Genomic DNA, 22,050 nt, shown 5'->3' with positions numbered 1-22,050 from the left:
GAGAGCACACGGAACGCCGTCACGGCTCCTGTTCTCCGATCACCTTCTCACAACGGCAAGACCCTCAGGCTATGCGAATTCCCGTCTATTATTGTCGCTTTGGTTTCGCCCCGTGACGGCGATACTTCTTAGGGCGCTTATCGTCGGCGCAACAATAACAATCGTGGCCTGCATACTTTATGTCTGCGAGGCAGGGTTCGATTTCACCGACGAGGGTTTCTACCTCAATACAATTTCGCAACCGTGGACTCAGACGTATACTCACTTGCACTTCGGCTGGATTTATCATCCGCTGTATATCGCGTTGAATGGAAGCGTCGCCGCGCTGCGCCAAGCGAACCTGCTATCGATATGGCTTCTCGCGACAACACTGTTCGCGCTGCTGTTCGCCAAATTTCATCAGCCCATCAGCCGGATAGCAGCCCTTATCCTATCAGCCGCTCTTGCAACATCCGCGCTCGTTCTTCTGAGGCTTTGGTTTCCAACTCCGAGCTACAACTCGCTTGCCATGTGCGCGCTGCTGTTGACAGCCTGCGGCATTGTCACCATCGACAGCGAGCGGCCGGCGACACGCTATGTGTCAGCTTCAGTCATCGGCGTGGGAGGCTGGCTTTGCTTCATGGCAAAAATGTCATCGGCCGCGACCCTTGCTCCGGTCGTCGCCATCTATCTGGCGTTCACCCTGAGGCCGCTGCTCCGTCCATTGGCCGTCGCTGGAATCGTTGCAATAGCGTGCCTCTTGCTTTCCGCCATCGCAATCGATGGGTCGATCGCTCAGTTCGCGCAACGAAATCAGGTAGGGATCGAGCTCCTTCACACACTTTCCGACGATCACGATTTCAAACGCCTCATCCGCGTCGGCGCTATTCCAGTCGACGCCTCAACGGCTGGGTTTCTCGCTGCGGTACCCGCACTTCTGGGCGCCGCCATTCTATTGTTCGTACGCAGATCAGAACTGCCTCCGAACGCCATTGGGATCGCTATCTATCTCGCGCTCATGCCGTTCGTGTATGCGCTGGGAACAGCCAACAACTTATGGACCATCGTTTCACTGGCCCCGGTCTTCTGGGTCGCGGTAGCGTTGCCCTTGACCTCGCAAACCCGAGTGTCGCTGGAGTTTTCATACAGTATAATTGCGATTGCAACCTTGCTGATGTCAGCAGTTCTCATCTACGATTCGGCATCCACTCCTTACCGACAATCCACTGCTATCCTGCAGCAAGCGACGTCAGTCACAATCGGCGGCAGCAGTCCGACGTCTCTCAAAGTGGACCAAGAGATAGCCACCTACATCAACTCCATGCGCGACGGAGCGAGACGCGCAGGATTCCTCGATTACACGCCCATTCTCGACATGACAGGAGAGTATCCAGGGACCGTTTTCGCTGTCGGCGGAGCCGCTCCCGGCACGGGCTGGCTTGTTTACGGATACCCTAACGCCGAAAAATACAATGAGGCAGCGCTAAGCACGACGGCTTGCGACAACCTCGCGCGCGCCTGGGTGTTGGTGAATGCGTCCAAGCCAACAGGCGCTTACCCGCGGCTACTCACGAGTCGCGGAATCGATCTGGCCAAGTATGCAGGCGTTGCTCGCGCGTCCATCATAAATCTTAGGACTGGCGGTCGCATAGAGGAACACCTGCTGCTGAAACCGCCTGAAAACCAAACCTTGCCTGAATGTTCGAGCAGTGGCCTGCATTACTCGGATGGAAGTTGACTGGAGCCTTTTCACTTCTGATAAATTCAGAAGCGAGGTTCTATAGCGTTTTCGAGCGAAGTGGAAACCGGTTCGCGTGAAGAAAATGCGTCAAAACAATAATCTATAGCTTCGCTTCTGATTCAGTCAGAAGCGATAGTGCTCTATGAACTTGTTCTGATACGTTTTCTTCACGCCGCTCGTATTCATCCGGTCAGACCAAAGGACATGCCTCACAGGAAACCGCTACGGGTTTCCAGGCGCTTCTCGGTAGGGCATCGACCTGCGTGTTGGGAGGACAGACGTCGGAAGCTGACTTTAACTCGTCCGCTCAAGAATCCAGCTCAAGAAAAGTGAATACTGAAAGTACGCGTACGTTAAGTATTTAATGATCGCGGGTGTCCCTGTTTAACTCCGTCCCGCACCATATATCCGGCGCCCCGGATCGTGTGCAGCAGAGGCTGCTCGAAACCTTTATCGATCTTGGAACGCAGCCGCGAAATATGCACGTCGATAACGTTAGTCTGCGGATCAAAATGATAATCCCAGACATTCTCGAGCAGCATGGTTCGGGTCACGACCTGACCCGCATGCTTCATGAGATACTCTAACAGGCGAAACTCACGCGGTTGAAGCGTCAGTTCCTCTCCACTCCGCGCGACGCGGCGTGACAGCCGGTCGAGTTCGAGATCACCAACGCGATAGACCGTTTCTTCTGCGCGGCCGCCATGACGCCGCGACAGAACCTCCACACGCGCGAGCAACTCGGCAAATGAGTACGGTTTAGGCAGGTAGTCGTCGCCGCCGGCACGCAAACCCTTGATGCGATCGTCAACCTGGCCGAGCGCGGAGAGAATGAGCACCGGAGTGAGGATGCCCTTCTCGCGCAGGCAACCGATCACGGAAAGCCCGTCACGCTTGGGCAGCATCCGATCGATCACAAGTACGTCGTAGTCGCCGCTGTCGGCAAAGAAGAGTCCCTCCTCGCCGTCTCTGGCGAGTTCCGCGATATGTCCGACCTCGCGAAACGCCTTCACGAGGTAGTCTGCGGACTCGCGATCGTCCTCAATGATCAGCAGGCGCATCTGGTTACTGGAATTGTCCAACAGGTATGTCTTCCCATCACCATGGCGCGCTCATCCCGCGCACGCAAGACCGCAAAGACCACACCCCGGCGTCCTGCGAAAAGCGGGCGGTGAAGCTTGGGGCAACTCCACCGCCCTAGTCCTTCCGACGGAGGGGGGCTATTCCCATCGGAAGGCAATCAAGGGAACGGGCTTTTGACCCGTCCCCGGAAAGTGCCGTCGGCGGGGGCGACTGTTGCCGGCGACGCTTCCCATCTCTTGCAAGGCTCGCACCTCAAGTCTGATCAAACCGCGTTGAACCCGACCGAGCCTTGTCGCTGACCTGCATGATCCAACCCGGGAATCGACTTCCTTTGTTCGGCATCATGCCTTAACCTTTCGCAACTGGCATTGCGACGAAACGCGCCGTGCTGCCGGTGCGAACACGCATCAAAACACTGTTCTTGTCCTCCGCGCGCGCCGCCTTGATCGCCTCGCGTATGTCGGCGGAGCTGGACACACTCTTTCCAGCGACCTCCAAAATCACGTCGCCTTCCCTGAACCCGCGATCGGCCGCGGGACTTTTAGGATCCACGTCAACCACGACGACGCCTTCCGCGCCAGCACCCGCAACCGACCCTGCCGGCGCAACGGTCAAGCCGAGCCTGGGAATATCGTTGTCGTGCGATGAGCCACGATCGCCATAGTGATCAGCTCGCGCCTCGACGGTGTCGGGGAGGGTACCAAGCGTCAGGTTGACGACCTTGTCCTTGCCCTTGTGCAGGATGTTCAGCTTGATCGACGTTCCCGGCGCCAGGCTGCCGATGGTTCGCGCCAGTTCGCGCGCGTCCTTGACCGGATCACCGTTGACGGTCGTGATCACATCGCCGGACTGTATACCCGCTTTAGCCGCCGGGCTGTTGGCCTGCGGTTCAGCCACCAGCGCGCCTTCGGCTTTCTTGAGACCAAGGCTATCGGCGATGTCGGACGTCACCGGCTGGATCTGGACGCCAATCCATCCGCGGCTCACCGACCCTTTGTCCTTGAGCTGAGCGACAACACTCTTCACCGTATTCGCGGGAATCGAGAAAGCAATGCCAACGCTGCCGCCGGACGGCGAGTAGATCGCGGTATTCACGCCGATGACATCGCCCTTCATGTTGAAAGCCGGGCCGCCGGAGTTACCCTTGTTGACCGGGGCGTCGATCTGGATGAAGTCGTCATAGGGACCGGTGCCGATGTCTCGGCCGCTGGCCGACACGATGCCGGCGGTCACCGAACCGCCAAGACCGAACGGATTGCCGACCGCGAGAACCCAATCGCCGATCCGCACCTTGTCGTCTGACAGTTTCGCAAACGGGAAACCAGAACCGCCCTCGACCTTGATCAGGGCAATGTCCGTACGCGGATCAGCCCCGATCACCTTGGCGGTGTAGGTCTTGCCGTCGTCGGTCGTGACTTCGACCTTTTCAGCGCCGTCAACGACATGGTTGTTGGTCACTGCATACCCATCGGCCGAAATGAAGAAGCCGGAGCCCTGCCCTGTCACAAGGCCAGGGCCGCGCCGGCCGCGCATTCCTGGCGGCATACCATCCGGTCCGCCAAAGCGGCGGAAAAACCTTTCCATGGGCGAGCCCGGCTGGAACGGCGAATCGTCCCCGCCAGCCACCGCCCTGTCCTTCATGCGGATCTTGACCGAAATCACCGACGGCTTCACCCGCTCGACGATGTCCGCAAATCCGATCGGCTGCGCGACCTTGCTCACGTCGGCGTTGACCTGCGCGTAGGCGGGACTTGTGAAGAAGTCGGCCTTGTCAGCGGAAGGGCTGAACCCGTAGACGGCTACGCCGACGCCCGCGACGACAGACGCCATCAACGCGAACCTCCGCGCGGTGACCCCAGAACGAACGGGCTTAAAGTGGGAGGACGGCAAGTCGGTCATGCGGATCTCCAAAAGACAGGTTTGATATAGTGCCGAAAATCAGCACTTCATGTCCCTGAAGATGGGTATTTGCACCTTACGGCGCGCTGACCAAGAAATTAATGTTTCGTAACAACGGCAAGCGCCTCATGCGGCGGTTTGGCGCACACATCGCGAGCCCGCGAATCGAAAACCGGCTATCGGCTCAGGTCTTCGACCTCTCTCCGGCAGGCCGCTCCATCGCCACCAGTTTCGCGAGCCGGGCTTCTTCTTCCTCGCTCAATCGCGGCGGCGCATCCTGAGCGGCCTTCACCGCCTTTGATCGCCGCCGGCTGTATCCCCAAAGCGCCAGTCCGCCGCCGGCCAGAAGCAGCGGCGTCAGAAGCCAGAGCGGCAGCGTGCTCGTTTCGAAAGGCGGCTTCAGCAGGACGTAGTCGCCATAACGGGCCACCAGAAAGTCCAGCACCTGCTGATTGCTGTCACCGGCGGCGATCCGCTCACGCACCAGCAGACGGAGATCCCGCGCGAGCGGCGCCGAGGAATCGTCGATCGACTGGTTCTGGCACACCATGCAGCGCAACCCGCGCGACAGGTCGCGCGCGCGCGCTTCCTGAGCGGGATCGGTCATGACCTCGTCAGGCTGCACCGCATGAGCGGAATACACCGCTACGAGCCCAAAACAAAGGACCGCGCCGAGAACAGGCAGCAACCTGCTCCGCGCCGTGAGCCGTTTGCGCAACGACGATAGGGCTTGCACGAGTCCACGCATGGCAGCCTTACTCCGCAGGCTGGAGCGCGCGGCGGGCGGCCTTCGCCGGTTTCGGCGCACCGACCCGCAAACGACGGTCTGACAGCGACAGCACGCCGCCGAAGGCCATCAGGACCGGACCGAACCAGATCAGCAGCACCATCGGCTTGTGATAGATGCGCACGGCGATCGATCCATCGGCGGAGGCGTCGCCGAGCGAGATGTAGAGCTGGCTCGCGCCACGCGTCAGCAGCGCCGCTTCCGTGGTCGAAGCCGCGCGCGTCGTGAAGTTACGCTTCGAGGGTGTCATGACCGCGATCGGCTGCCCGTTCCGACTGACGGTGAAACGCGCGATATCTTCGCGATAGTTGGATCGCTGCTGCTGCGTCGTGCCCTCGAATGTCAGACTGTAACCACCGACCCGAGCCACGTCGTTCGTCTTCATCGAGGCGATGTATTCGGTGTTCCAGGTGGTTTCGCAGACGATGCCTATCAGAGCCACTCCGAGGCCGGCATGGGCGAAAACCGTGCCCCAGGCCGAGCGAGGCAATCCTTTCGCGCGGCGCAGGGACACCGGCAGCGACGCCCGAAACAGGCTGATGCGCTCGGCGAGGTCGCTGAGGGCCCCGAGAATCACGAACACCGCCAGTCCGATCGCCAGCGGCGCGAAGGTGCTGCCGCCCCACGCCCACGCCCAAAGCACGGCCACAGCGATCACGCTGCCGACGCCGGCGGCGACCAGTCGTTGCGAGGCGCCGAGCAGATCGCCCCGCTTCCACGCCAGCAGCGGACCGAACGGCACCGCGATCAGCAACGGGACGAACAAGGGCGCGAACGTCAGATTGAAGAACGGCGCTCCGACCGAAATCCTGTTGCCGGTGATGACCTCAAGCGCCAGCGGATACAGCGTGCCGACGAACACGGTGGCGCAGGCCGTGGTCAGGAACAGGTTGTTGAGCACGAGCGCACCCTCGCGCGAGACCGGCGCGAACAACCCGCCCTGCTTCAGAGCGGACGCACGCCAGACAAACAAGGTCAGGCTGCCGCCGATGAAGGTGCAGAGGATCAGCAGGATGAAGATGCCGCGCGTCGGGTCGGTAGCGAAGGCATGAACCGACGTCAGCACGCCCGAACGCACCAAAAAGGTGCCGAGCAGCGACAGCGAGAACGTCAGGATCGCGAGCAGGATGGTCCATACTTTAAGCGCATTGCGCTTTTCCATCACCACCGAGGAATGCAGCAGCGCCGTTCCCGCCAGCCATGGCATCAGCGAGGCGTTCTCGACCGGATCCCAGAACCACCAGCCGCCCCAGCCGAGTTCGTAGTAGGCCCAGTACGACCCCATCGCGATCCCGAGGGTGAGGAAAATCCACGCCACCAGCGTCCACGGCCGCACCCAGCGCGCCCAGGCGGCATCGATGCGGCCTTCGATCAGGGCGGCGACGGCGAAGGAGAATGCGATGGAGAAACCGACATAGCCGAGATAAAGCATCGGCGGATGCACCGCGAGCCCGATATCCTGCAGCACCGGATTGAGATCGCGCCCCTCCATCGGCGGGCTGGCGATCCGCGTGAACGGATTCGATGTCAGCAGGATGAACAGGTAGAACGCGGTCGCGATCCAGCCCTGCACCGCCAGCACATGGGCGCGCAGCGTCAGCGGAAGATTATTGCCGAACGCGGCGACCAGCCCGCCGAACAGCGCGAGGATCGTCACCCACAGCAGCATGGAGCCTTCGTGATTGCCCCAGACGCCAGTGATCTTGTAGATCATCGGCTTCAGCGAATGAGAATTCTGGAAGACGTTGAGGACCGAGAAATCGGAAACAACGTACAGCGTCGCAAGCGCGAAGAACGAGGCGCCGACGAACAGCAATTGCACCAGCGCGGTCGAGCGCGCGACGTTCATCAGCGCGCCGTCATTCCATCTTGCGCCGATGATCGGAACCACGGATTGGATCAGCGCGAGCCCGAGCGCCAGCACCAGCGCGAAATGCCCGGCCTCGGCGATCATTGCGACACCTCCTGCTTGCCAGAAGCTTCAGCAGCTCCGGCCTGCGCGCCATAATCGTCCTTCCAGTGCCCCTGCTTCTTCAAGGCATCCGCGACCTCCTTCGGCATGTAGGTCTCGTCGTGCTTGGCCAGCACGGTATCGGCCTGGAACACACCCGAACCATCGAGCGCGCCCTCGGCGACCACCCCCTGCCCCTCGCGGAACAGATCGGGCAGGATACCCGTGTAGGCGACCGGGAGAGTCGCGCTTCCGTCAGACACCTTGAATGCAACGGCGAGATTGTCACCGCGAACCAGCGAGCCGGTCTGCACCAGCCCGCCTAGCCGGAAGCGTTGCCCCGGCTGAATATGCTTCTCCGACACCATCATCGGCGTCGAGAAAAACACGATGGAGTCGCGCAGTGCGTTCAGCACCAGCGCGGCCGCGATGCCGAGCACCACGAGCGCTCCGCCGATCATCGTCAAGCGCCGCTGCTTGCGAGTCATGTTTCACCACCTGCGCGCAAAGCAAATACCTCGATCATCCGTCTATCCCGAGCGCCTTGAACCCTTCGTTGAGCTGGCGCAACCCTGCTTCATTCTGCCCGAGCGCGCGGCGCGCGTCATCGCGCACGGCGCGCGACTTCTCCGGCTGATTGAGCACCATATAGGCGCGGGCGAGGCGCAGCCATCCCTCGACATCGTTGCCGTCCTGCTTCAGGCGCGCCGCCAGCCGGTCGACCATCGTGTGGATCATCGCGGAGCGATCGGATTCGTTCATATCGCTCGCCGCGGCCACCGCTTCTTCCGTCGGGCGAGGCGCGCCGTCCCCGAGCTGCGCCAGCGCCTCCTGCACGGTCACACGCCATTCCGCATCCGCAGGCGCGTCCACCAGCAGGGCTTTCCAGATCTTCACGGCGTCGGCGCCGCGGCCATCCTGCTGCGCGGCCATTCCAAGGAAAAAACGCGCCTTCGCCTCCTGTGGGTCCAGGGCGAGCGCCCGCTCGAACTCCTTCTTCGCCTCTGCGGTCACGATGCCGTTGGCAGCCCCCGCGATCGCCGCCCCGAGATCGGCGCGGCGCGGCGCTGTCTCGCCTTCATACGTGATGACGTTGCGGTAGGCGCGCGCCGCGCCATCGAAACGGCCGAGTTTCGCGAGTACCGGCGCCAGGACGGTCCAGCCCCGGCCGTCGGCGGGATTCTTCTCCAGGTGCGATTCGACACGCGCCACGAGGCTGTCGAGGGATTGCGATGCATCGGCGGTTTGAATGCGCGCCGCGAGGGGGAAATCAGGCAGTTGGGGCGATCCCAGAGGGAGGTAGGTCGCGAACGCCAGCAACGGGATCCCCGCCAGCGCGACCACCGCCACCGCACGGCGCAGCCAGAGTTTCGAATCCGGGGGCTGATGGCGTTCCGCGTCAGCTGCCTCCAGGAGCCGCCGCCCGATCTCGACCCGCGCCGCGGCCGCCTCCGCCTCGCCAATCAGGCCGGCGGCCGCATCGCGCCCGACCTCGGCCAGTTGGTCGCGGTAAACCGTGGTCTCGCTGCCGCCCGAGGTTCGCCGACTGCCTGACCGACCGAGCGGCCACAGCACCGCGAAAGCCGCACCGGCGGTCATCAGCGCGAACACAAACCACAACGTCATCTCATCAGGGTTCCATCTGGTAGCGGCGCCGGGAGCGGCCATTCAACGGCCGGGTTACATCACGACTGGAATACGTACGCAATTGACAATTGCGGCACAATTGACGGTAAACATCCACAACCGCATGATTTAATGACGTTTATCGGAAATGCGCCTGCCCGCTCACCCTGCCCGCGACGATTTGCGTTCGGCCGTGAGCGCGTGGTCCGCCGCCCGGCTCATCAGCGACGAGTAATCCTGGCCGAATAGCACCTCGCAAAACCGGATCACCGCCTTGACCTGCTGCTGCCGGAACGCCCGCACGCGCTCATCACCGTTGCGAAGCGCTTCGACCAGGGTTTCGGCGGTCCGCTCGACGTAATGCTGCAAGTCCGAATAGGTGCGCGTTGTGACTTCATTGATGGCGAGTTCACTGGCGTAGGTCCGGCATACGGCGACGAAATCGATCAATGCGGCGGTTTCCTCGACCTCGATCGGATCGAGTTTTGCACCGGCTGGAATGTCCTTGTCGGGCCGCTGACGCAAAAGACGCCGCACACGGCCGGCGACGCCCTCGATCTCCGATTGCAGAACCTCGGAAATATCGACCCTGATCGCCGCGAGCTGACGCCCCCAGCCGGAATCGGTTCGGATATCAAGCTCGGTCCTTAGCCCGCGAACACCGTCGTGCAAGGTCTTCAAATACTGGGAGACATTCTCGAACCGGCCGCGCCGGATATCGGCTCGCAGAACGGCCGACGTCTGCGACAGATCGTCGAGCGCCATCTTGACGGCCACGCCATAAGGCGTCGCCGCCACGCGTATCTCATCGTCCGAACCCGCGACCTGAACCGCGAGGCGGATGATCTGCCACGGCGCCGACAGGCGCTGCATCACCAGCGACAACGCAAACGGCAAGGCCGCCGGCGTTTGCAGGGAAGGAACATTGAGCGCCGTCATCAGGGAGGCAATCTGCGGCTCGCCGAAGACGGACAGAAAACCCGGCAGCCGGATATTCAGGGTGTCGAGGGCTTCGCCCGCTTGCAGAACCGCTGCGATCGCGGGCAGATCTTCAACGACGCCGGGAGCGCCGATGCGGCCAAGCGTCCGCTGGCGGTTGATATCGGAACCATCCGTGAGGATTCGCTGGATGGCGGCTGCCGCCACCGGCTGGAAAGCCCGCGCCGCCGCCTCGATCCCGGATTCCGATCCGGTCTCAGCCGCCAGCACGGCCTCGAACGCGCGCGCGGCATCCGGCGCGCCCTCGCGCTTCAGCCACAGCCAGACCGGCATGAGCGAGCTGCGCCGGATCTGGCCCGAGCGCGGCACGACACTGTCTTCCACGAGAAACGGGTCGAGAGGACGGAACAGATATCGGGCCGGGTCTTCACCCCGCTGCCCGCTGTCACCCGACCGGGGGCCAATCCGGCGCAGCTCCCCGAGAACGAGGTTCGCGACCGTAGCGTCTTCGCCGCGCTCCACCGCGCGCTCGAACTCCCGCATCAACAACGCCTGCGATTTCGGCGGAAGCTGCGCAAGATAGTCCTTCAGCCGTTCGATCGAGGTCTGGTCCATGCACGCACATCTTCACGCGAACGATCGCGCGGACACCGGAAAGCCCGTAGCGCCTCATATCAGAGGCCGCCTTAAGGATGCGTTGCGCCACGCCGGAGGAGTTTCAAGACAACAGGATACCGGCTCGCGCCAAGAAAACAGGTCAAATCAGATCGCAATCCCGCTTCGGATTTCACCAGGAGCGGAGAGGACTCATTCCATGCCTGAATACTGATCAGTGAGGCTTTGATTTGATTCAAATTTTGCCGCATTAACAATCAGCCGGTCGCGGCCCAGCGCCCGTCAGCGTTCCGGCAAGCGGTTCTGCGCACGGTCTGGAGTTGACCGGCAATCGTGACGGTGTGGGAGTAGCCGCGGCATGTCGCACCCTCCACCTCATATTCCGGTCCGGCGACGATATTGCCGTGACGGCCGCTATCGGGATTGCGCCAGGTAATCGGCGCGCCCGGCGCACCACGCTCAAGCGCATCGATCTGCGCCTGATAGGCCAGCCGACGGTCGTTGCCATCCAGGGCAGAACCGAGTTTCGGTCCGATCAATCCACTCAGCGCCGCGGCCGTCGCGGGACCGGTGGCCTCTTCCCAGAAGCCGGCGAAAGCCGTCAGGCCGGGAGCGTCAGGGCCGCTGGAACCCGTCGTGTCGCAACCGCCGAGAGCGAGCGTCACCGCTACGGCAACCAGCAGCACGCTCGTCTTGCTCACGCTCCCCCGGCGCCTTTCGCCGGACGGATTCCGCATTCGATTGCACGGGAGTGGGTGATGCGGGCGGGACTGCGACATGGGACGACCGGCAAACCGGGGCTCAAGCTGACGGCAGCAACAGTTCGGCGCGCAATCCGCCGACCGGCGCGGTATCCAGCGTCAGGCGACCGCCATAGAGGGCTGCAAGATCGGTGACGATCGACAACCCCAGTCCGGATCCCGGCTTGGTCTCGTCAATGCGGCGGCCGCGTTGCGATGCCTGCATCCGTTCGGCATCCGACAATCCCTGACCGTTATCATCAACGATAATGTGCAGCATCGCAGGCTCAACTCCGGAAGGCGGACGGACGGACGTGCTGATGAACACCCGCGAGTGCGCCCACTTGCAGGCATTGTCTACAAGATTGCCGACCATCTCCTCAAGATCCTGGCGTTCGCCACGGAATTTCGTCCCCGGACTAACGTCGACGTCGATCGTGATATCGCGATCGCGGTGAATTTTCTCCATGGTCCTGCGCAGCGCCTCGACGACAGGCGCGACATCCGTCACCGTTCCAATGACGGTGAGCCGTGCAGCCAGGCGGGCGCGCTCCAGATGATGAGCGACCTGGTTACGCATCATCCCGGCCTGTTCGAGCATTTTGGCGGCGAAGGGATCGCGCTCGTGCGCGCTGGCTTCGTTGATGATAACCGAAAGCGGCGTCTTGACCGCGTGCGCGAGGTTGCCGACGTGGGTGCGGGCACGCTCGACGATCTCCCGGTTGGCATCGATCAGCGCATTGGTCTCCCAGGCAAGGGGGGCAATCTCCACGGGGAATTCGCCTTCCAGTCGCTCCGCGCGGCCGGACCGGATGTCGGCGATCGCGTCCGAGATCCGTTTCAGCGGCGCAAGGCCGAACCGCACCTGAAAGATCGTGGTGAGAAGCAATCCGATCGTGAGCGCGGCGAAGGTGCCGCCAAGGTAATAGTCAAAGGCTCTCGTTTCATCGAAAATTTCCGAGGCGTCTCCGGCCACGGCGACACGGAACTTGCCGTCGGCGCCGAGATCGACCGGCCGCTCCGCCATGCGGAGGATTTGCCCTTCGGGCCCGTCGACATATCCGGCGCGGACTCCGGACGAGGACAGCGCAATGCCCTGATCCACGAGCTTCGGGAGCTTCTTGTCCCATAGCGAGCGTGATGCGCGGGTTTCCGCTTTGCCCGGATCGGTACGGTCGACCTCCCAATACCAGCCTGACAAGGGCAGATCGAACAGCGGCTCACCGAGCGACTGGAACTGACGGTCATCCGGCTCGTCGGGCGCCGTCACTTCGGCGATCAGGGTGCGGAGATAGAGATTGAGGCGGCGGTCGAAGGCACGCTCGGACGCCGAGCGATAGACCGAAGACAGCACCACGCCGGTCACGAGGAGCACGACCACGACCCACGCGGTCGCCGACAGGAACAGCCGCGTCGCCAGCGAATTGGAACGGAAGCCTAGAAATTCCCTAACGCGCATCTGCCGGCGGCGTGAGCAGATAGCCGAGCCCGCGCACCGTCTGGATGATATCGACATCCAGCTTCTTGCGAATACGGCCGACAAAGACTTCGATTGTGTTGGAGTCGCGATCGAAATCCTGATCGTAAAGATGTTCGACCAGTTCGGTGCGCGACACGACCCGGCCGATATGGTGCATGAGGTAGGCGAGCAGCCGGTATTCATGCGACGTCATCTTGATCGGATTGCCGCCGACGCTGACGCGGCCCGTGCGGGTATCCAGCGTCACCGGCCCGCACGTCAGTTCGGAGTGGGCGTGTCCCGTGCTCCGTCGCAGCAGCGCGCGCATCCGCGCCAGGATTTCCTCCAGATGGAAGGGTTTCGCGACATAGTCGTCAGCGCCTGCGTCGAACCCCTGCACCTTGTCGCTCCAGCGATCCCGCGCGGTGAGGATCAGGACCGGCATGGTGCGCCCCCCGCGCCGCCAGGCTTCCAGCACGGAGATGCCGTCCATCTTCGGCAGGCCGATATCCAGCACCACCGCGTCATAAGGTTCGCTGTCCCCGAGGAAATGGGCCTCCTCGCCGTCAAACGCGCGATCGACCACGTAGCCGGCGTCGGTCAGCGCGGTCGTGAGCTGACGATTGAGATCGGGATCATCTTCGACGACGAGAAGGCGCAAAGCGGGCTCCTGATTCCTCCCGTTAAGATGAACCGTCGCCGCGTGAATGGCAAATGAACGCGAGTGTCCCGGCAATGAAGCGAACTTCCGAACCACCACACCAAGAACCCGCTTGCGCCTTGTTTCCGCCCGAAGCAGGCCCGCCTGCACCGGACACCGAACCGCCGTTACGTCGTGGTCGAGCCGTCGTCGGGCGGCAGCGGACTCAGAAACAGGTCCACCTCGGCGTTGATCCGGGCCAACACCGCATCGATCTCTTCTGCGGTGGCGTTCTTGCCGCCGATCAGGCCGGCGATGGCCTGAATATAAGGGATCGATGACACCACACCCCGTTCGATCGCGGGCGCGACCTTGATGATGGCGTTGACGATGGTTTCAGCGGCTGTGAGGCCGGCTGACACGTCTGCTGCGGTGACCATGCGCTATGCTCCTGAGGCGAGGATGTGCTGAACGACGATCAGCGCCGACCGTGCCGCCGCGAGCGCGTTGGTGATGTCGACGGACGGATAGGCCTTCTGCAATGCAACCAGATTGTTCACGGCGAGGCGCGCCTTGCGCATGGCCGCTTGCAGTCTTTCGATCACCGACCGTTTGGCGCAGATGTTGGCCACCCCCGGCCCGGTTCCGGTCCGGCAAAGCGGCAGCGCCCTGTAGGCGTTCGCGGAATTCACCGCGACGCCGAAGGCGTTCTGAATGCCATACACCGTATTGAGAGCAGCAGGGCTGTTAAGATTCAGCGAGGGCAGCGCGACGGTCTGGCAGCCCGCCAGTGTCAGTCCGCAGACGACCGCTATCGCGGCGACAGGTTTTCGCATGGATGGTGGCTCCTGTTGTCCGGATTACTTGACGGCGCCCGTCGCGGCGCTGACGGTGGGCACGTCGGGGCGCGCGGCGGTGGCAGAGCGAACCGCCTTGGTGTCGGCCTTGACGTAAAGCCCCCATGCGACCGTAAAGAGCGTGCCGATCGCCCCGATGATGCTGGTCACCTGATCTGCCGTGACCCATCCCTTGCCGGTCGCGAAGCTTCCGGCCGCGATCAGCAAATAGCGCACGATCTGCCACACCGAATCCGATGTCATGTCTTGTCTCCAATGATGTCCTGAGAATTGCGCGAGACCGTCGCGCGGCGGTCGTTCCGGAGCATGGTCCCGAAGAGCGGAAACCGGTTTCCGGAAAAGATCATGCTCAAGCAAAAGATAAGCGGCGAGTCTGATTCAACGCAGTTGAACAGACTCTAGTGAGCTCCAAGGCTGCGCTTCCATCGCGCGAGCCATGCCATGCGATCCGGCAGCCCGATGAACCCACCGTTCAGCCGCCTTGTGACACCGCGCACGTCGTCCCTTCGAGCGAACGGAAGACATCCGCAGTTGACGAAATCCGCGACGCCGCATCGGAGAAAATGCGCCGGATCGTTCACCAGGTCGGGATGCGTCACGACATCGAGGCCGGTCGAAGCCGCCAGTCGTACATAGCCTTCGCGTCCGGTCGTCTGCACGGCGCCGCGGCCTCGGAAATTCCAGCCGTCGTCGGAGCCGGCGCGATTGCCCATGCGGCCGTTGTAGACTTTATTGGCGAGCGCGCGCGGATTCTGCGCGTAAGGCGCGGCGCTGGACACGTTCGGAAACCGCGAGGGCCACACCTGGGTCATTCGGCGTGCCGAATAGTTCAGGTTCTCGGTCACAACGGTCCCGGCCCCGCATTCATGGCTGATCTGAGCCATGACATGCGCAATCAACAGCGGCGTGGCGATCTCGTATTCATCGAATATAGCCGGCGCCGTTGTCGTGATGCTCTCGACCAGCCCGGCGATTCTGCTATTGCCGCGCGGTCAGAGCTTGCGGAGCGCTGCTCCGAACTCGGACATAGCGGGAGCGTTCGCGGCCAAGGCTGCGTTGGGCATTGAACAGGATCCTTTTGGCTATTGAGGGGCTTTCCCGAGCAGGTTGCGGGTGTTATAGGTCGCTTATTTGGGGTTGAGATGAGCTCGGACTATATTGCTGTCAGCAAGACACTGGCCGGTTTCGCACCCGGAGATATCGTTACTCTCCGATCAGGGGGGCCACGGATGACAATCTTGACCGTGATGGGAGATGAAGCCGAGTGCATCTGGTTTATTAACGGTGAGATGACCAAAGCGACGGTCCCATTTCATGCGCTTCGGTACCTAGACCTGATCGGGATTGTTTGTCGGTGGTTTACAAGCGATTAGCGATCGACCGTTCGCGCCAGAGTCTGATCAAACTGCGTTGAATTCAGACTCCAGCCTTAACTTTTTGATCGAGCATGATCCGATCCGAAAACCGGTTTCCACCTTTCGGGATCATGCTCTAATACCAGATCGTCGCGCTCAGACCGGCACGGGTCGGACCGCTGGCGCTGGTGAACAAGGCGTTCGTCCCGCCGTACTCGATCGCCTGCAGGTAATGGAAACCAAGACCCGGATACCCGGAATAGTTCGCTACGCATGAAATCTGATTGTTGCTGCCCGCCCCGAAATAAGTCGTGAAGCTCGTCGCATTCGCTGCGATCGCATTCGTCGCGTCCAGTGCGATGCTGATGCCAACCTGAACGGCGCTCGACGTCGAAAAAGCCAGGCTTGCATAACTCGCCCGGACTCCATCCTCCACCAGGCCACATACCAAGGCGATCCGGTTGCCGGCACTGTTGTTCGCCGCGCGCCACGCCGCACTCGTATGAGCCCAGCCCGCTGTCGAATCCTGCACGAAAAGCTGCGCCGGCCGCCGGTTGTACATATTCCACAGACCAACGACCGCCGCACCGCCACCCGATGCCGACGCACCCGGGATGAACTCAAGTTGTGACGAACCATTGCTCCGGGTCGTGCCGACATACGTGCCGCGCGAGGCGGAGGGGCCGTTGGTGATGCTGGCATTGTTCAACAGGACACCGTCGACCATGGTCAACGCGGTGCCGGCGCTGCGCGTCGTATCATCGGTCCAGTCCGGACCATGGCTGAGCCGCAGCGTTCCGTCGTCGTTCCAGACAAACCAGTCATTGACCTGGCCGGCGCCGATCGCGGCCGGGTTCTTCGCCGTGTCCGTCGTCGCGACGGACAGTTCGGCAAATGCCGTCGGCACCATCTCAGTGCCGTTATAGACCGGAATCCGGTTGCCTTTGTAAGGCGTATAATAAAGCGTGGTCTTCGCGCTCTGCGTCGTCGTCATCACCGGCACGCCGCTCGCAAGCGTCAGGCGACCCTGCGGCGGAGAGACGAAGCCGCCCACGGAAGTCCCCGCCCCGGCCATCCCGCCCGCGATCGCCTGCCAGCGCGCGGCGGTGCCGTCGTAACGCAGTATCACGGCCTGCTTCGCCGACATCACAAGGCTGTCGTTGAGCGAAAAGCGATTTGATGCGGACGACGATGCGCTTTCGTTCAATAGCGTAACCGGCTGGCTGCCCACGTTGATGACGGTGAGACAACGCCCTTCGCCCCCGCCTGCCAGACCCGAAATGCCGCGCGGTGCGTCCGCGCTGATCTGCAGAACCGAAGCGGCCGCGAGTCCCGCCGGAGCATAATCGTCCTGATCGGCGGTGATTTGCGCCGGCGAGATCACACCAGTGAGCGACAACCCGCGTGGCAGCGTGACGTTGCCGGTGTCCTGATCGATATCGAGGGCCTCGATCCAGCCTGAGCCGTCCGCCGACACCTTAAGCTTGAAGGTGTCCGCGCCGACCAGACCGAATTCAGCCCGCCCCGAAAAGCCGTTCGAGAAAAACACTGACGCGGTGTTGGCCGAACCCTCCTTCGAGACCTGAATCCGCACATCGCCGGTACCGCCATCGACAGTTTCGATAGCGGTAAACAACGCGTCGTTGGATCTGACCGTCAGCAGATTTGGAGCGCTGGCGGCGGCGTTCACGCCGAGCTGCGCGACGCTATCGAGCGACGCCGCGCCACCCGCGCCCTGCCAGGCAGAGCCGTCGAACACGAACAGGCTCTCATCCGCCGCCGACCAGATGCACCATCCCGCCTTCGGGGTAAGGAACGCCCAGGCGCCGTCCTGCCAGGTCGCGATCGCATCGTCCTTTCCGGCCCAGGCGCCGGTCGCCCCGCCTGCGACGACATACCGTCCACCGTCCGCCGGGCTCAAAGGCGGCGTGGCGAGCGTCAGATCGAGCACCCCGATCTGAATCGCCGCGTCGAGTATGCGCAACGCTTCATTGTGAGTGACGTGCTTCTGGGCCTGGCTGCCGTCGATATACGGCAACCCGAGATTCGGTGTGTCTGTCATGGCAACTCAGAGGGTGAGAGTGAGTTCAGCGGGATGACCGGCGCCGACGGTCGCGGATAGCTGCGCGACGCGAAGATGCAGGCTTGCCTGAGGCGCGCCGAAATCCGCCAGTTCATCGGCATCGGAGTAAAACGCTCCGGGCGTGCTGCACGCGATGCTGCGTACGATCGCGCCGCCTGACAGAATGTCGAGCGTGTACGCTTCGACATCCTCGCCCAGCGGCACTTCGACGCCCCAGCCATCGCCGTCGATGCGCGTCCGGCGAATCCACGAGATGTGAACACCGCCGCTCACGCGAGATGCTTTCACATGCACCGGCGACAGCGGCAACAGGGCCGTCGCGCGCGGCGTGACCGTCAGCGCGACGGCCATGGGATCATCATGGTTTCGTCCGGCGGCGGCAAGCCGCACCATGATCGGACGATCCAGCGCGCTCAATCCTCTCGCCAGCGGTGCAAGACGCCTGTCGAGCAGAACGAAGGGAGTTCCCGCCGGCAACACATCGGCGATAGCATGGTCGCTTCCGGCCTGCCCGCGCAACAGGCGCGACAGTCTATAGGTGCCGCCGTCCACCAGCTCCGCATGGGCAAACTGCAAAACCTCCCAATCGCCGTTAGTGTTCTGCACAGCCGCCGCGTTGGCCCCGGCCAACACGTGGCCATCCGACACCGACGAGAGCGCTCCGCCGTAGAGGCGCACGCGCACGGCGTTGCCGCGATCCCACCTCCCCGACGGCCCCGCCGGCAGCGGGTCGAGCGTTTCGCCCGATGTCGAGGGCGCCGGAATGATCGCGGCCGGCTGAAAACCTGCGCCGTCGAATGAGGTCCAGGCCGTCACCGCCGTCGGCCAGGGCTTTGCGAAGACCGCGAGCCGGGTCAGGATCGGCGGCTCCGATGGTTCGATCATCGGCAGATCGAGCACCGAAACCTGAACCGGCCCGAGCGCCGCCGGAATCGCGGGTCGCGTCGGCCGCGGAACAGACAGCGGCACGGAGAAGACTTCGGGATCGATGCTGCGGGCAGAGACCTGCCGTGCTTCGGCATCGAGCAGCGCGCTGATTTCGAACAGCCGCCGTCGCCCGTTGACCGTCACCGCGATCACATCGCCCGGCGTCAGCGACAGGCATTGCGGGCCGAGCGAGAACGCGGCGCTTTCACGGCCCGCCCACAAATCCTGAAGCCAGATCTCGGCCCGGCGCGCCATCGCCGCGTCATCGCCGACGACGGCAAGATCGGAGTGAACGCTTCGGTTCGAGCCGCCGGCCAGACGCCGTGACGTCACCGCGGATCGCCTGTAATCCACCGTCCCGTCGGTAAAACTGAAGCGCGCTTCGCGCGGCAGTTCGGTTTCCTGCGCGCGCGTGAGCTGCGCCAGCCCGCCGCCATTCGTCAGCACCAGGTCGCCTTCCGCGAATTCCGCGACCGGCGCGCCGCCCCGCGAAACGAAGCGCAGCGTTCCGTCCGCCGTGGACGCATCGAAAGCGTAAGCCCCGGCAAGCGGTTCGATCATGGCCCGCGGCGACATCGGCCGGTCGACCACGTAGCCGTCGCAAGCTTCGCGCAGCGCCGAGGTGTCGGCGCCGGTGACGCCGCTATCGGTGAGCAGCGCCTGCACCAGCGCATCCATCGGCGCTGCGCCGAGACGGCCGGTGAGCCAGTGCCCGGTCTGCCAGTTCGGCCCGTCGCTCCAGACCTCGGTGGCGGCGGGAAACGCCGGATAGGGTCGCGCGTCCCAGGTCCAAAGGTAGATCGCGGACGGCTCGATCATGCGCCGCCCGTAAATCGAAGAGACGGGATTATCGGCATCCGCCGCGCCGAATGAGGGATCCAGCTTGCCGAGCAGCGCTTGCAGATAGCGGCGCTGCATCAGATCGTCACGGCTGCCGCTCGAGAAGTACGGCAGGTAGTTTTCCGAGGATTTGGGATCGGGAAACACGTTCGGCTGATTGGCGCCCTTGTCCACCGCCGGGCAGCCGACTTCGGTCAGCCAGACCGGCTTGCTTTGCGGTACCCACGCGGTCGGGCCTGAAAGCTCGACACCACCGACCCGCTCATGATGCGCCGACGACCACCACGATTTGATGTCCTTGACGCGGAACGTCCACGGCTTGCCGAGCCCGTCGGTGATCGGCGTGCGGGTCTGCGCGGCGCGCGCTACACTATCAGTGTAATACCAGTCGAACCCCTCGCCGCCATAGACGTTGCCCGCGAGGTAGCCGAGATCGTAGGTCGAGGCCGCGATGTCGAAGTCGAGATGCCCGGCCTCGTCGCGCCAGTCCGCGAGCGGCATGTAGTAGTCGATCGCCACGGCGTCGATCGCGCTGGACGCCCACAGCGGATCGAGCGGAAAGCGGACCTCGGACGCGCCGGCGTCAACGACATCCGCGCCATACTCGGTCCAGTCCGCGCCGTAGGTTACGACCGTCGATGAGCCGACGATGGATTTCACCTCCGCCGCAAGCGTCACCAGCACATCGACGGCAGGATAGACGCCGGCCCCCGAGCGCACGCGCGTCAGCGACCGCAATTCCGAGCCGATCAGGAACGCATCGACGGAGCCGGCGGATACGACGAGGTTCGCGTAATGCAGGATCATCTTGCGATAGTTCCAGCTACCACCGGTGAAGAAACTGGCGACCTGCGCCGCCGCCGTCGCCGTGCCTTGCGGCGAACCCGGCTGCCCCGGCGCGGGATCGCAGGTGATGCGGCCGCGCCAGGGATAGGCCGGCTGCGACGAGGCTCCGCTCCAGGGATCGGTCAGGCCGTTACCGGCCGGAAGATCCATCATGACGAAAGGATAGAACGTCACCTTGAGGCCGCGCGCCTTCAACTCCGCGATCAGATGCCTCACGCTGGCGTCCGAGGGCGTGCCGCCGAATGCCGGACGACCGTCGACCTGCGACACCACATAAGCGCTTCCCCGCGTCACCCCGGCCACCGACCAGTCGCCGCCGCGCGTGATCTTGCCCGCGCTGTCGACGCCGGGACGCACGACGCAGCTTCCGGCACGGAGGTCCGATCCGAACCACGCCACCACCACGGCCACGCTTTCGAGATTCGGACATGCACCCTGCAGATCGTCGAGCGCGGCGATCACGTCGGATTCAGCGTTCGCCACATGCCGGTTTTCCGGCACCGACTGACCCGGACCGGTCGAGCGCGTCATGGCGGACGGCTCGTAGCCGAACTCGGTGGTGCCGGGGATCAACGTCATGGCGCGGACCATCCGTTCGAGCTGGCCGATGGGACGGATGATCTCGAACGAGAGCTGCGGAATACGGTTGCCGAATTTCGCCAGCGGCATCCGCTCGAACACGACATAAGCGAGCCCGCGATAGGCCGGCGCGCGGCCCGCTCCTTCCTTTGCGACGATCAGATCATCCGGAGCCTGATCCTCGGTGCCGCGATGGACACGGAAGGTGAGCCCGGAAACATCAAGCGGACTGCCGTCGGCCCAGATCCGCCCGACACGGCCGATCACGCCCTCGCAAAGGCCGACCGCGAAGTTGGCGAAATAGCTGTAAGTGGTGGTCGTGGTGCTCGGTCCGCTGAACAGGCCGCCGCCCTTGCCGCCGGAAGACGAGGTTTCGCTGTTGACGACCTCTTCCAGCCGCGTCGCCCAGATCACCTGGCCCGACAGCCGCGCGCGACCATAGACGCGCGGAATCGGCGCACCCTCCGTGGAGGCCATCACATCGAGATCGGCGAGACGCGGACCGACGATCGTCCGGTTGCCGGGCCCGAACAGCTTGCGATCGACGGCGTTGCCGATCAGCGCGCCGGCGAGACGCCCGGCGATCGCGCCGGCCGGCCCGAACAACGCGCCCGCGGCGCCGCCTGCGACGGAAAGAACCAGCGCTGCCATCAGTCCGAAACTCCGGGAAAACGAAATGCGTAAGCCAGCCGCCGCCGCCACCACGGCGCGATCGCGATTTCGCAGACGGCCGCGCCGTCATGCGCATGGACCATGGCGTGCTCGCTCGATGCGATCGCGACATGCTTGGCGACGAATCCGTCACGCCATCGGAACAGCAGCACATCGCCGGCCCCGAAGCCGTCGCGCGCGACCGGAACGAGATGGCGCAGCGCCGCCGCGGCCAGTGTCTCGTCGCCTTTTGCCTCGGCCCAGTCCGGCGCATAGGGCGGCGGCGTTTCCGGCTCATCGCCGATGCAGTCGCGCCAAACGCCGCGCACCAGGCCGAGGCAATCGCAGCCAACGCCCTTGAGCGAGGCCTGATGCCGATAGGGCGTGCCGATCCAGCCGCGGGCCTCCGCGACGATGGCCGCGCGGGATGTATGTGGGAAGGTCACGAGGCGG

At 63.3% G+C, this 22,050-nt stretch carries 19 protein-coding genes; 2 read left to right on the top strand and 17 right to left on the bottom strand.

Annotation, left to right across the window (positions count from 1 at the left end; all coding sequences use genetic code 11):
• Positions 1-112: 112 nt before the first annotated feature.
• Positions 113-1,717: a hypothetical protein gene (locus NWI01_RS01180; protein ID WP_141381913.1), complete on the top strand. Its 1,605-nt coding sequence runs from the start codon at positions 113-115 to the stop codon at positions 1,715-1,717.
• Positions 1,718-2,073: 356 nt separating this feature from the next.
• Here the strand turns inward: NWI01_RS01180 and NWI01_RS01175 are convergent, their stop codons facing one another.
• From NWI01_RS01175 to NWI01_RS01110, 14 genes are all read right to left on the bottom strand, one after another.
• On the bottom strand, positions 2,074-2,781 hold the full coding sequence (locus NWI01_RS01175; protein ID WP_141381955.1) for a response regulator transcription factor: 708 nt from the start codon (positions 2,779-2,781) through the stop codon (positions 2,074-2,076).
• A 370-nt stretch (positions 2,782-3,151) separates the two neighbouring features.
• A complete protein-coding gene (locus NWI01_RS01170) occupies positions 3,152-4,702 on the bottom strand; it encodes a Do family serine endopeptidase (RefSeq protein WP_141381912.1) in 1,551 nt (516 codons plus the stop codon).
• 184 nt (positions 4,703-4,886) lie between these two features.
• Complete coding sequence (locus NWI01_RS01165) at positions 4,887-5,450, bottom strand: cytochrome c-type biogenesis protein (RefSeq protein ID WP_283809236.1); 564 nt, start codon at positions 5,448-5,450, stop codon at positions 4,887-4,889.
• Between the two features lie 7 nt (positions 5,451-5,457).
• Entirely contained in the window at positions 5,458-7,443 is a 1,986-nt protein-coding gene (locus NWI01_RS01160) for a heme lyase CcmF/NrfE family subunit (RefSeq protein ID WP_141381911.1), read from the bottom strand.
• Positions 7,440-7,928, bottom strand: coding sequence for a cytochrome c maturation protein CcmE (gene ccmE / locus NWI01_RS01155; RefSeq protein ID WP_141381910.1), 489 nt, complete (start codon positions 7,926-7,928; stop codon positions 7,440-7,442). The genes NWI01_RS01160 and ccmE overlap by 4 nt, the downstream gene beginning before the upstream one ends.
• A gap of 34 nt (positions 7,929-7,962) precedes the next feature.
• On the bottom strand, positions 7,963-9,066 hold the full coding sequence (gene ccmI / locus NWI01_RS01150; protein ID WP_141381909.1) for a c-type cytochrome biogenesis protein CcmI: 1,104 nt from the start codon (positions 9,064-9,066) through the stop codon (positions 7,963-7,965).
• A 162-nt stretch (positions 9,067-9,228) separates the two neighbouring features.
• Complete coding sequence (locus NWI01_RS01145) at positions 9,229-10,620, bottom strand: hypothetical protein (RefSeq protein ID WP_141381908.1); 1,392 nt, start codon at positions 10,618-10,620, stop codon at positions 9,229-9,231.
• A gap of 257 nt (positions 10,621-10,877) precedes the next feature.
• Positions 10,878-11,321: an RT0821/Lpp0805 family surface protein gene (locus tag NWI01_RS01140; RefSeq protein ID WP_244613594.1), complete on the bottom strand. Its 444-nt coding sequence runs from the start codon at positions 11,319-11,321 to the stop codon at positions 10,878-10,880.
• A 100-nt stretch (positions 11,322-11,421) separates the two neighbouring features.
• On the bottom strand, positions 11,422-12,819 hold the full coding sequence (locus NWI01_RS01135) for a sensor histidine kinase (protein WP_141381906.1): 1,398 nt from the start codon (positions 12,817-12,819) through the stop codon (positions 11,422-11,424).
• Positions 12,809-13,480 (bottom strand): response regulator transcription factor, encoded by a 672-nt coding sequence (locus NWI01_RS01130; RefSeq protein WP_141381905.1) that lies wholly within the window; start codon positions 13,478-13,480, stop codon positions 12,809-12,811. The genes NWI01_RS01135 and NWI01_RS01130 overlap by 11 nt, the downstream gene beginning before the upstream one ends.
• A gap of 167 nt (positions 13,481-13,647) precedes the next feature.
• Positions 13,648-13,899, bottom strand: a complete 252-nt coding sequence (locus tag NWI01_RS01125) for a hypothetical protein (protein WP_141381904.1) — start codon at positions 13,897-13,899, stop codon at positions 13,648-13,650.
• Between the two features lie 3 nt (positions 13,900-13,902).
• Positions 13,903-14,295 (bottom strand): hypothetical protein, encoded by a 393-nt coding sequence (locus NWI01_RS01120; RefSeq protein ID WP_141381903.1) that lies wholly within the window; start codon positions 14,293-14,295, stop codon positions 13,903-13,905.
• 24 nt (positions 14,296-14,319) lie between these two features.
• Entirely contained in the window at positions 14,320-14,559 is a 240-nt protein-coding gene (locus NWI01_RS01115) for a Pam3-gp28 family putative phage holin (protein ID WP_011314475.1), read from the bottom strand.
• A gap of 155 nt (positions 14,560-14,714) precedes the next feature.
• Complete coding sequence (locus tag NWI01_RS01110; RefSeq protein WP_244613593.1) at positions 14,715-15,200, bottom strand: glycoside hydrolase family 19 protein; 486 nt, start codon at positions 15,198-15,200, stop codon at positions 14,715-14,717.
• A 258-nt stretch (positions 15,201-15,458) separates the two neighbouring features.
• Here NWI01_RS01110 and NWI01_RS20220 point away from each other — a divergent pair, with 258 nt between their 5' ends.
• Positions 15,459-15,689, top strand: coding sequence for a YodC family protein (locus tag NWI01_RS20220; RefSeq protein WP_141381902.1), 231 nt, complete (start codon positions 15,459-15,461; stop codon positions 15,687-15,689).
• 118 nt (positions 15,690-15,807) lie between these two features.
• On the opposite strand, the gene NWI01_RS01100 is transcribed toward NWI01_RS20220, so the two are convergent.
• The 3 genes from NWI01_RS01100 to NWI01_RS01090 are packed head-to-tail and all read right to left on the bottom strand — an operon-like array spanning position 15,808 to position 22,043.
• Positions 15,808-17,733, bottom strand: a complete 1,926-nt coding sequence (locus tag NWI01_RS01100; protein WP_141381901.1) for a DUF2793 domain-containing protein — start codon at positions 17,731-17,733, stop codon at positions 15,808-15,810.
• Positions 17,734-17,739: 6 nt separating this feature from the next.
• The gene (locus tag NWI01_RS01095; protein WP_141381900.1) at positions 17,740-21,597 is read right to left on the bottom strand and encodes a baseplate multidomain protein megatron; all 3,858 of its coding nucleotides are present in this window, start codon (positions 21,595-21,597) and stop codon (positions 17,740-17,742) included.
• Positions 21,597-22,043 carry a C40 family peptidase gene (locus NWI01_RS01090; protein WP_141381899.1) on the bottom strand — a complete coding sequence of 149 codons (447 nt, stop codon included), beginning with the start codon at positions 22,041-22,043 and terminating at the stop codon, positions 21,597-21,599. The genes NWI01_RS01095 and NWI01_RS01090 overlap by 1 nt, the downstream gene beginning before the upstream one ends.
• Positions 22,044-22,050: the final 7 nt, after the last annotated feature.

Source organism: Nitrobacter winogradskyi (assembly GCF_006539545.1).
Taxonomy (GTDB): Bacteria; Pseudomonadota; Alphaproteobacteria; order Rhizobiales; family Xanthobacteraceae; genus Nitrobacter; species Nitrobacter winogradskyi_A.
The sequence above is the reverse complement of the archived record's forward strand: the minus strand, read 5'-3'. Positions and strand labels throughout refer to the sequence as shown.

Bases quoted from the DNA above. Each gene is read 5' to 3' on its own strand.
- ccmI (WP_141381909.1), bottom strand. From the start codon at position 9,066: ATGACGTTGTGGTTTGTGTTCGCGCTGATGACCGCCGGTGCGGCTTTC.
- NWI01_RS01145 (WP_141381908.1), bottom strand. From the start codon at position 10,620: ATGGACCAGACCTCGATCGAACGGCTGAAGGACTATCTTGCGCAGCTT.
- NWI01_RS01125 (WP_141381904.1), bottom strand. From the start codon at position 13,899: ATGGTCACCGCAGCAGACGTGTCAGCCGGCCTCACAGCCGCTGAAACC.
- NWI01_RS01170 (WP_141381912.1), bottom strand. From the start codon at position 4,702: ATGACCGACTTGCCGTCCTCCCACTTTAAGCCCGTTCGTTCTGGGGTC.
- ccmE (WP_141381910.1), bottom strand. From the start codon at position 7,928: ATGACTCGCAAGCAGCGGCGCTTGACGATGATCGGCGGAGCGCTCGTG.
- NWI01_RS01160 (WP_141381911.1), bottom strand. From the start codon at position 7,443: ATGATCGCCGAGGCCGGGCATTTCGCGCTGGTGCTGGCGCTCGGGCTC.
- NWI01_RS01095 (WP_141381900.1), bottom strand. From the start codon at position 21,597: ATGGCAGCGCTGGTTCTTTCCGTCGCAGGCGGCGCCGCGGGCGCGTTG.
- NWI01_RS01175 (WP_141381955.1), bottom strand. From the start codon at position 2,781: ATGCGCCTGCTGATCATTGAGGACGATCGCGAGTCCGCAGACTACCTC.
- NWI01_RS01110 (WP_244613593.1), bottom strand. From the start codon at position 15,200: ATGGCTCAGATCAGCCATGAATGCGGGGCCGGGACCGTTGTGACCGAG.
- NWI01_RS01100 (WP_141381901.1), bottom strand. From the start codon at position 17,733: ATGACAGACACACCGAATCTCGGGTTGCCGTATATCGACGGCAGCCAG.
- NWI01_RS01135 (WP_141381906.1), bottom strand. From the start codon at position 12,819: ATGCGCGTTAGGGAATTTCTAGGCTTCCGTTCCAATTCGCTGGCGACG.
- NWI01_RS20220 (WP_141381902.1), top strand. From the start codon at position 15,459: ATGAGCTCGGACTATATTGCTGTCAGCAAGACACTGGCCGGTTTCGCA.
- NWI01_RS01165 (WP_283809236.1), bottom strand. From the start codon at position 5,450: ATGCGTGGACTCGTGCAAGCCCTATCGTCGTTGCGCAAACGGCTCACG.
- NWI01_RS01120 (WP_141381903.1), bottom strand. From the start codon at position 14,295: ATGCGAAAACCTGTCGCCGCGATAGCGGTCGTCTGCGGACTGACACTG.
- NWI01_RS01115 (WP_011314475.1), bottom strand. From the start codon at position 14,559: ATGACATCGGATTCGGTGTGGCAGATCGTGCGCTATTTGCTGATCGCG.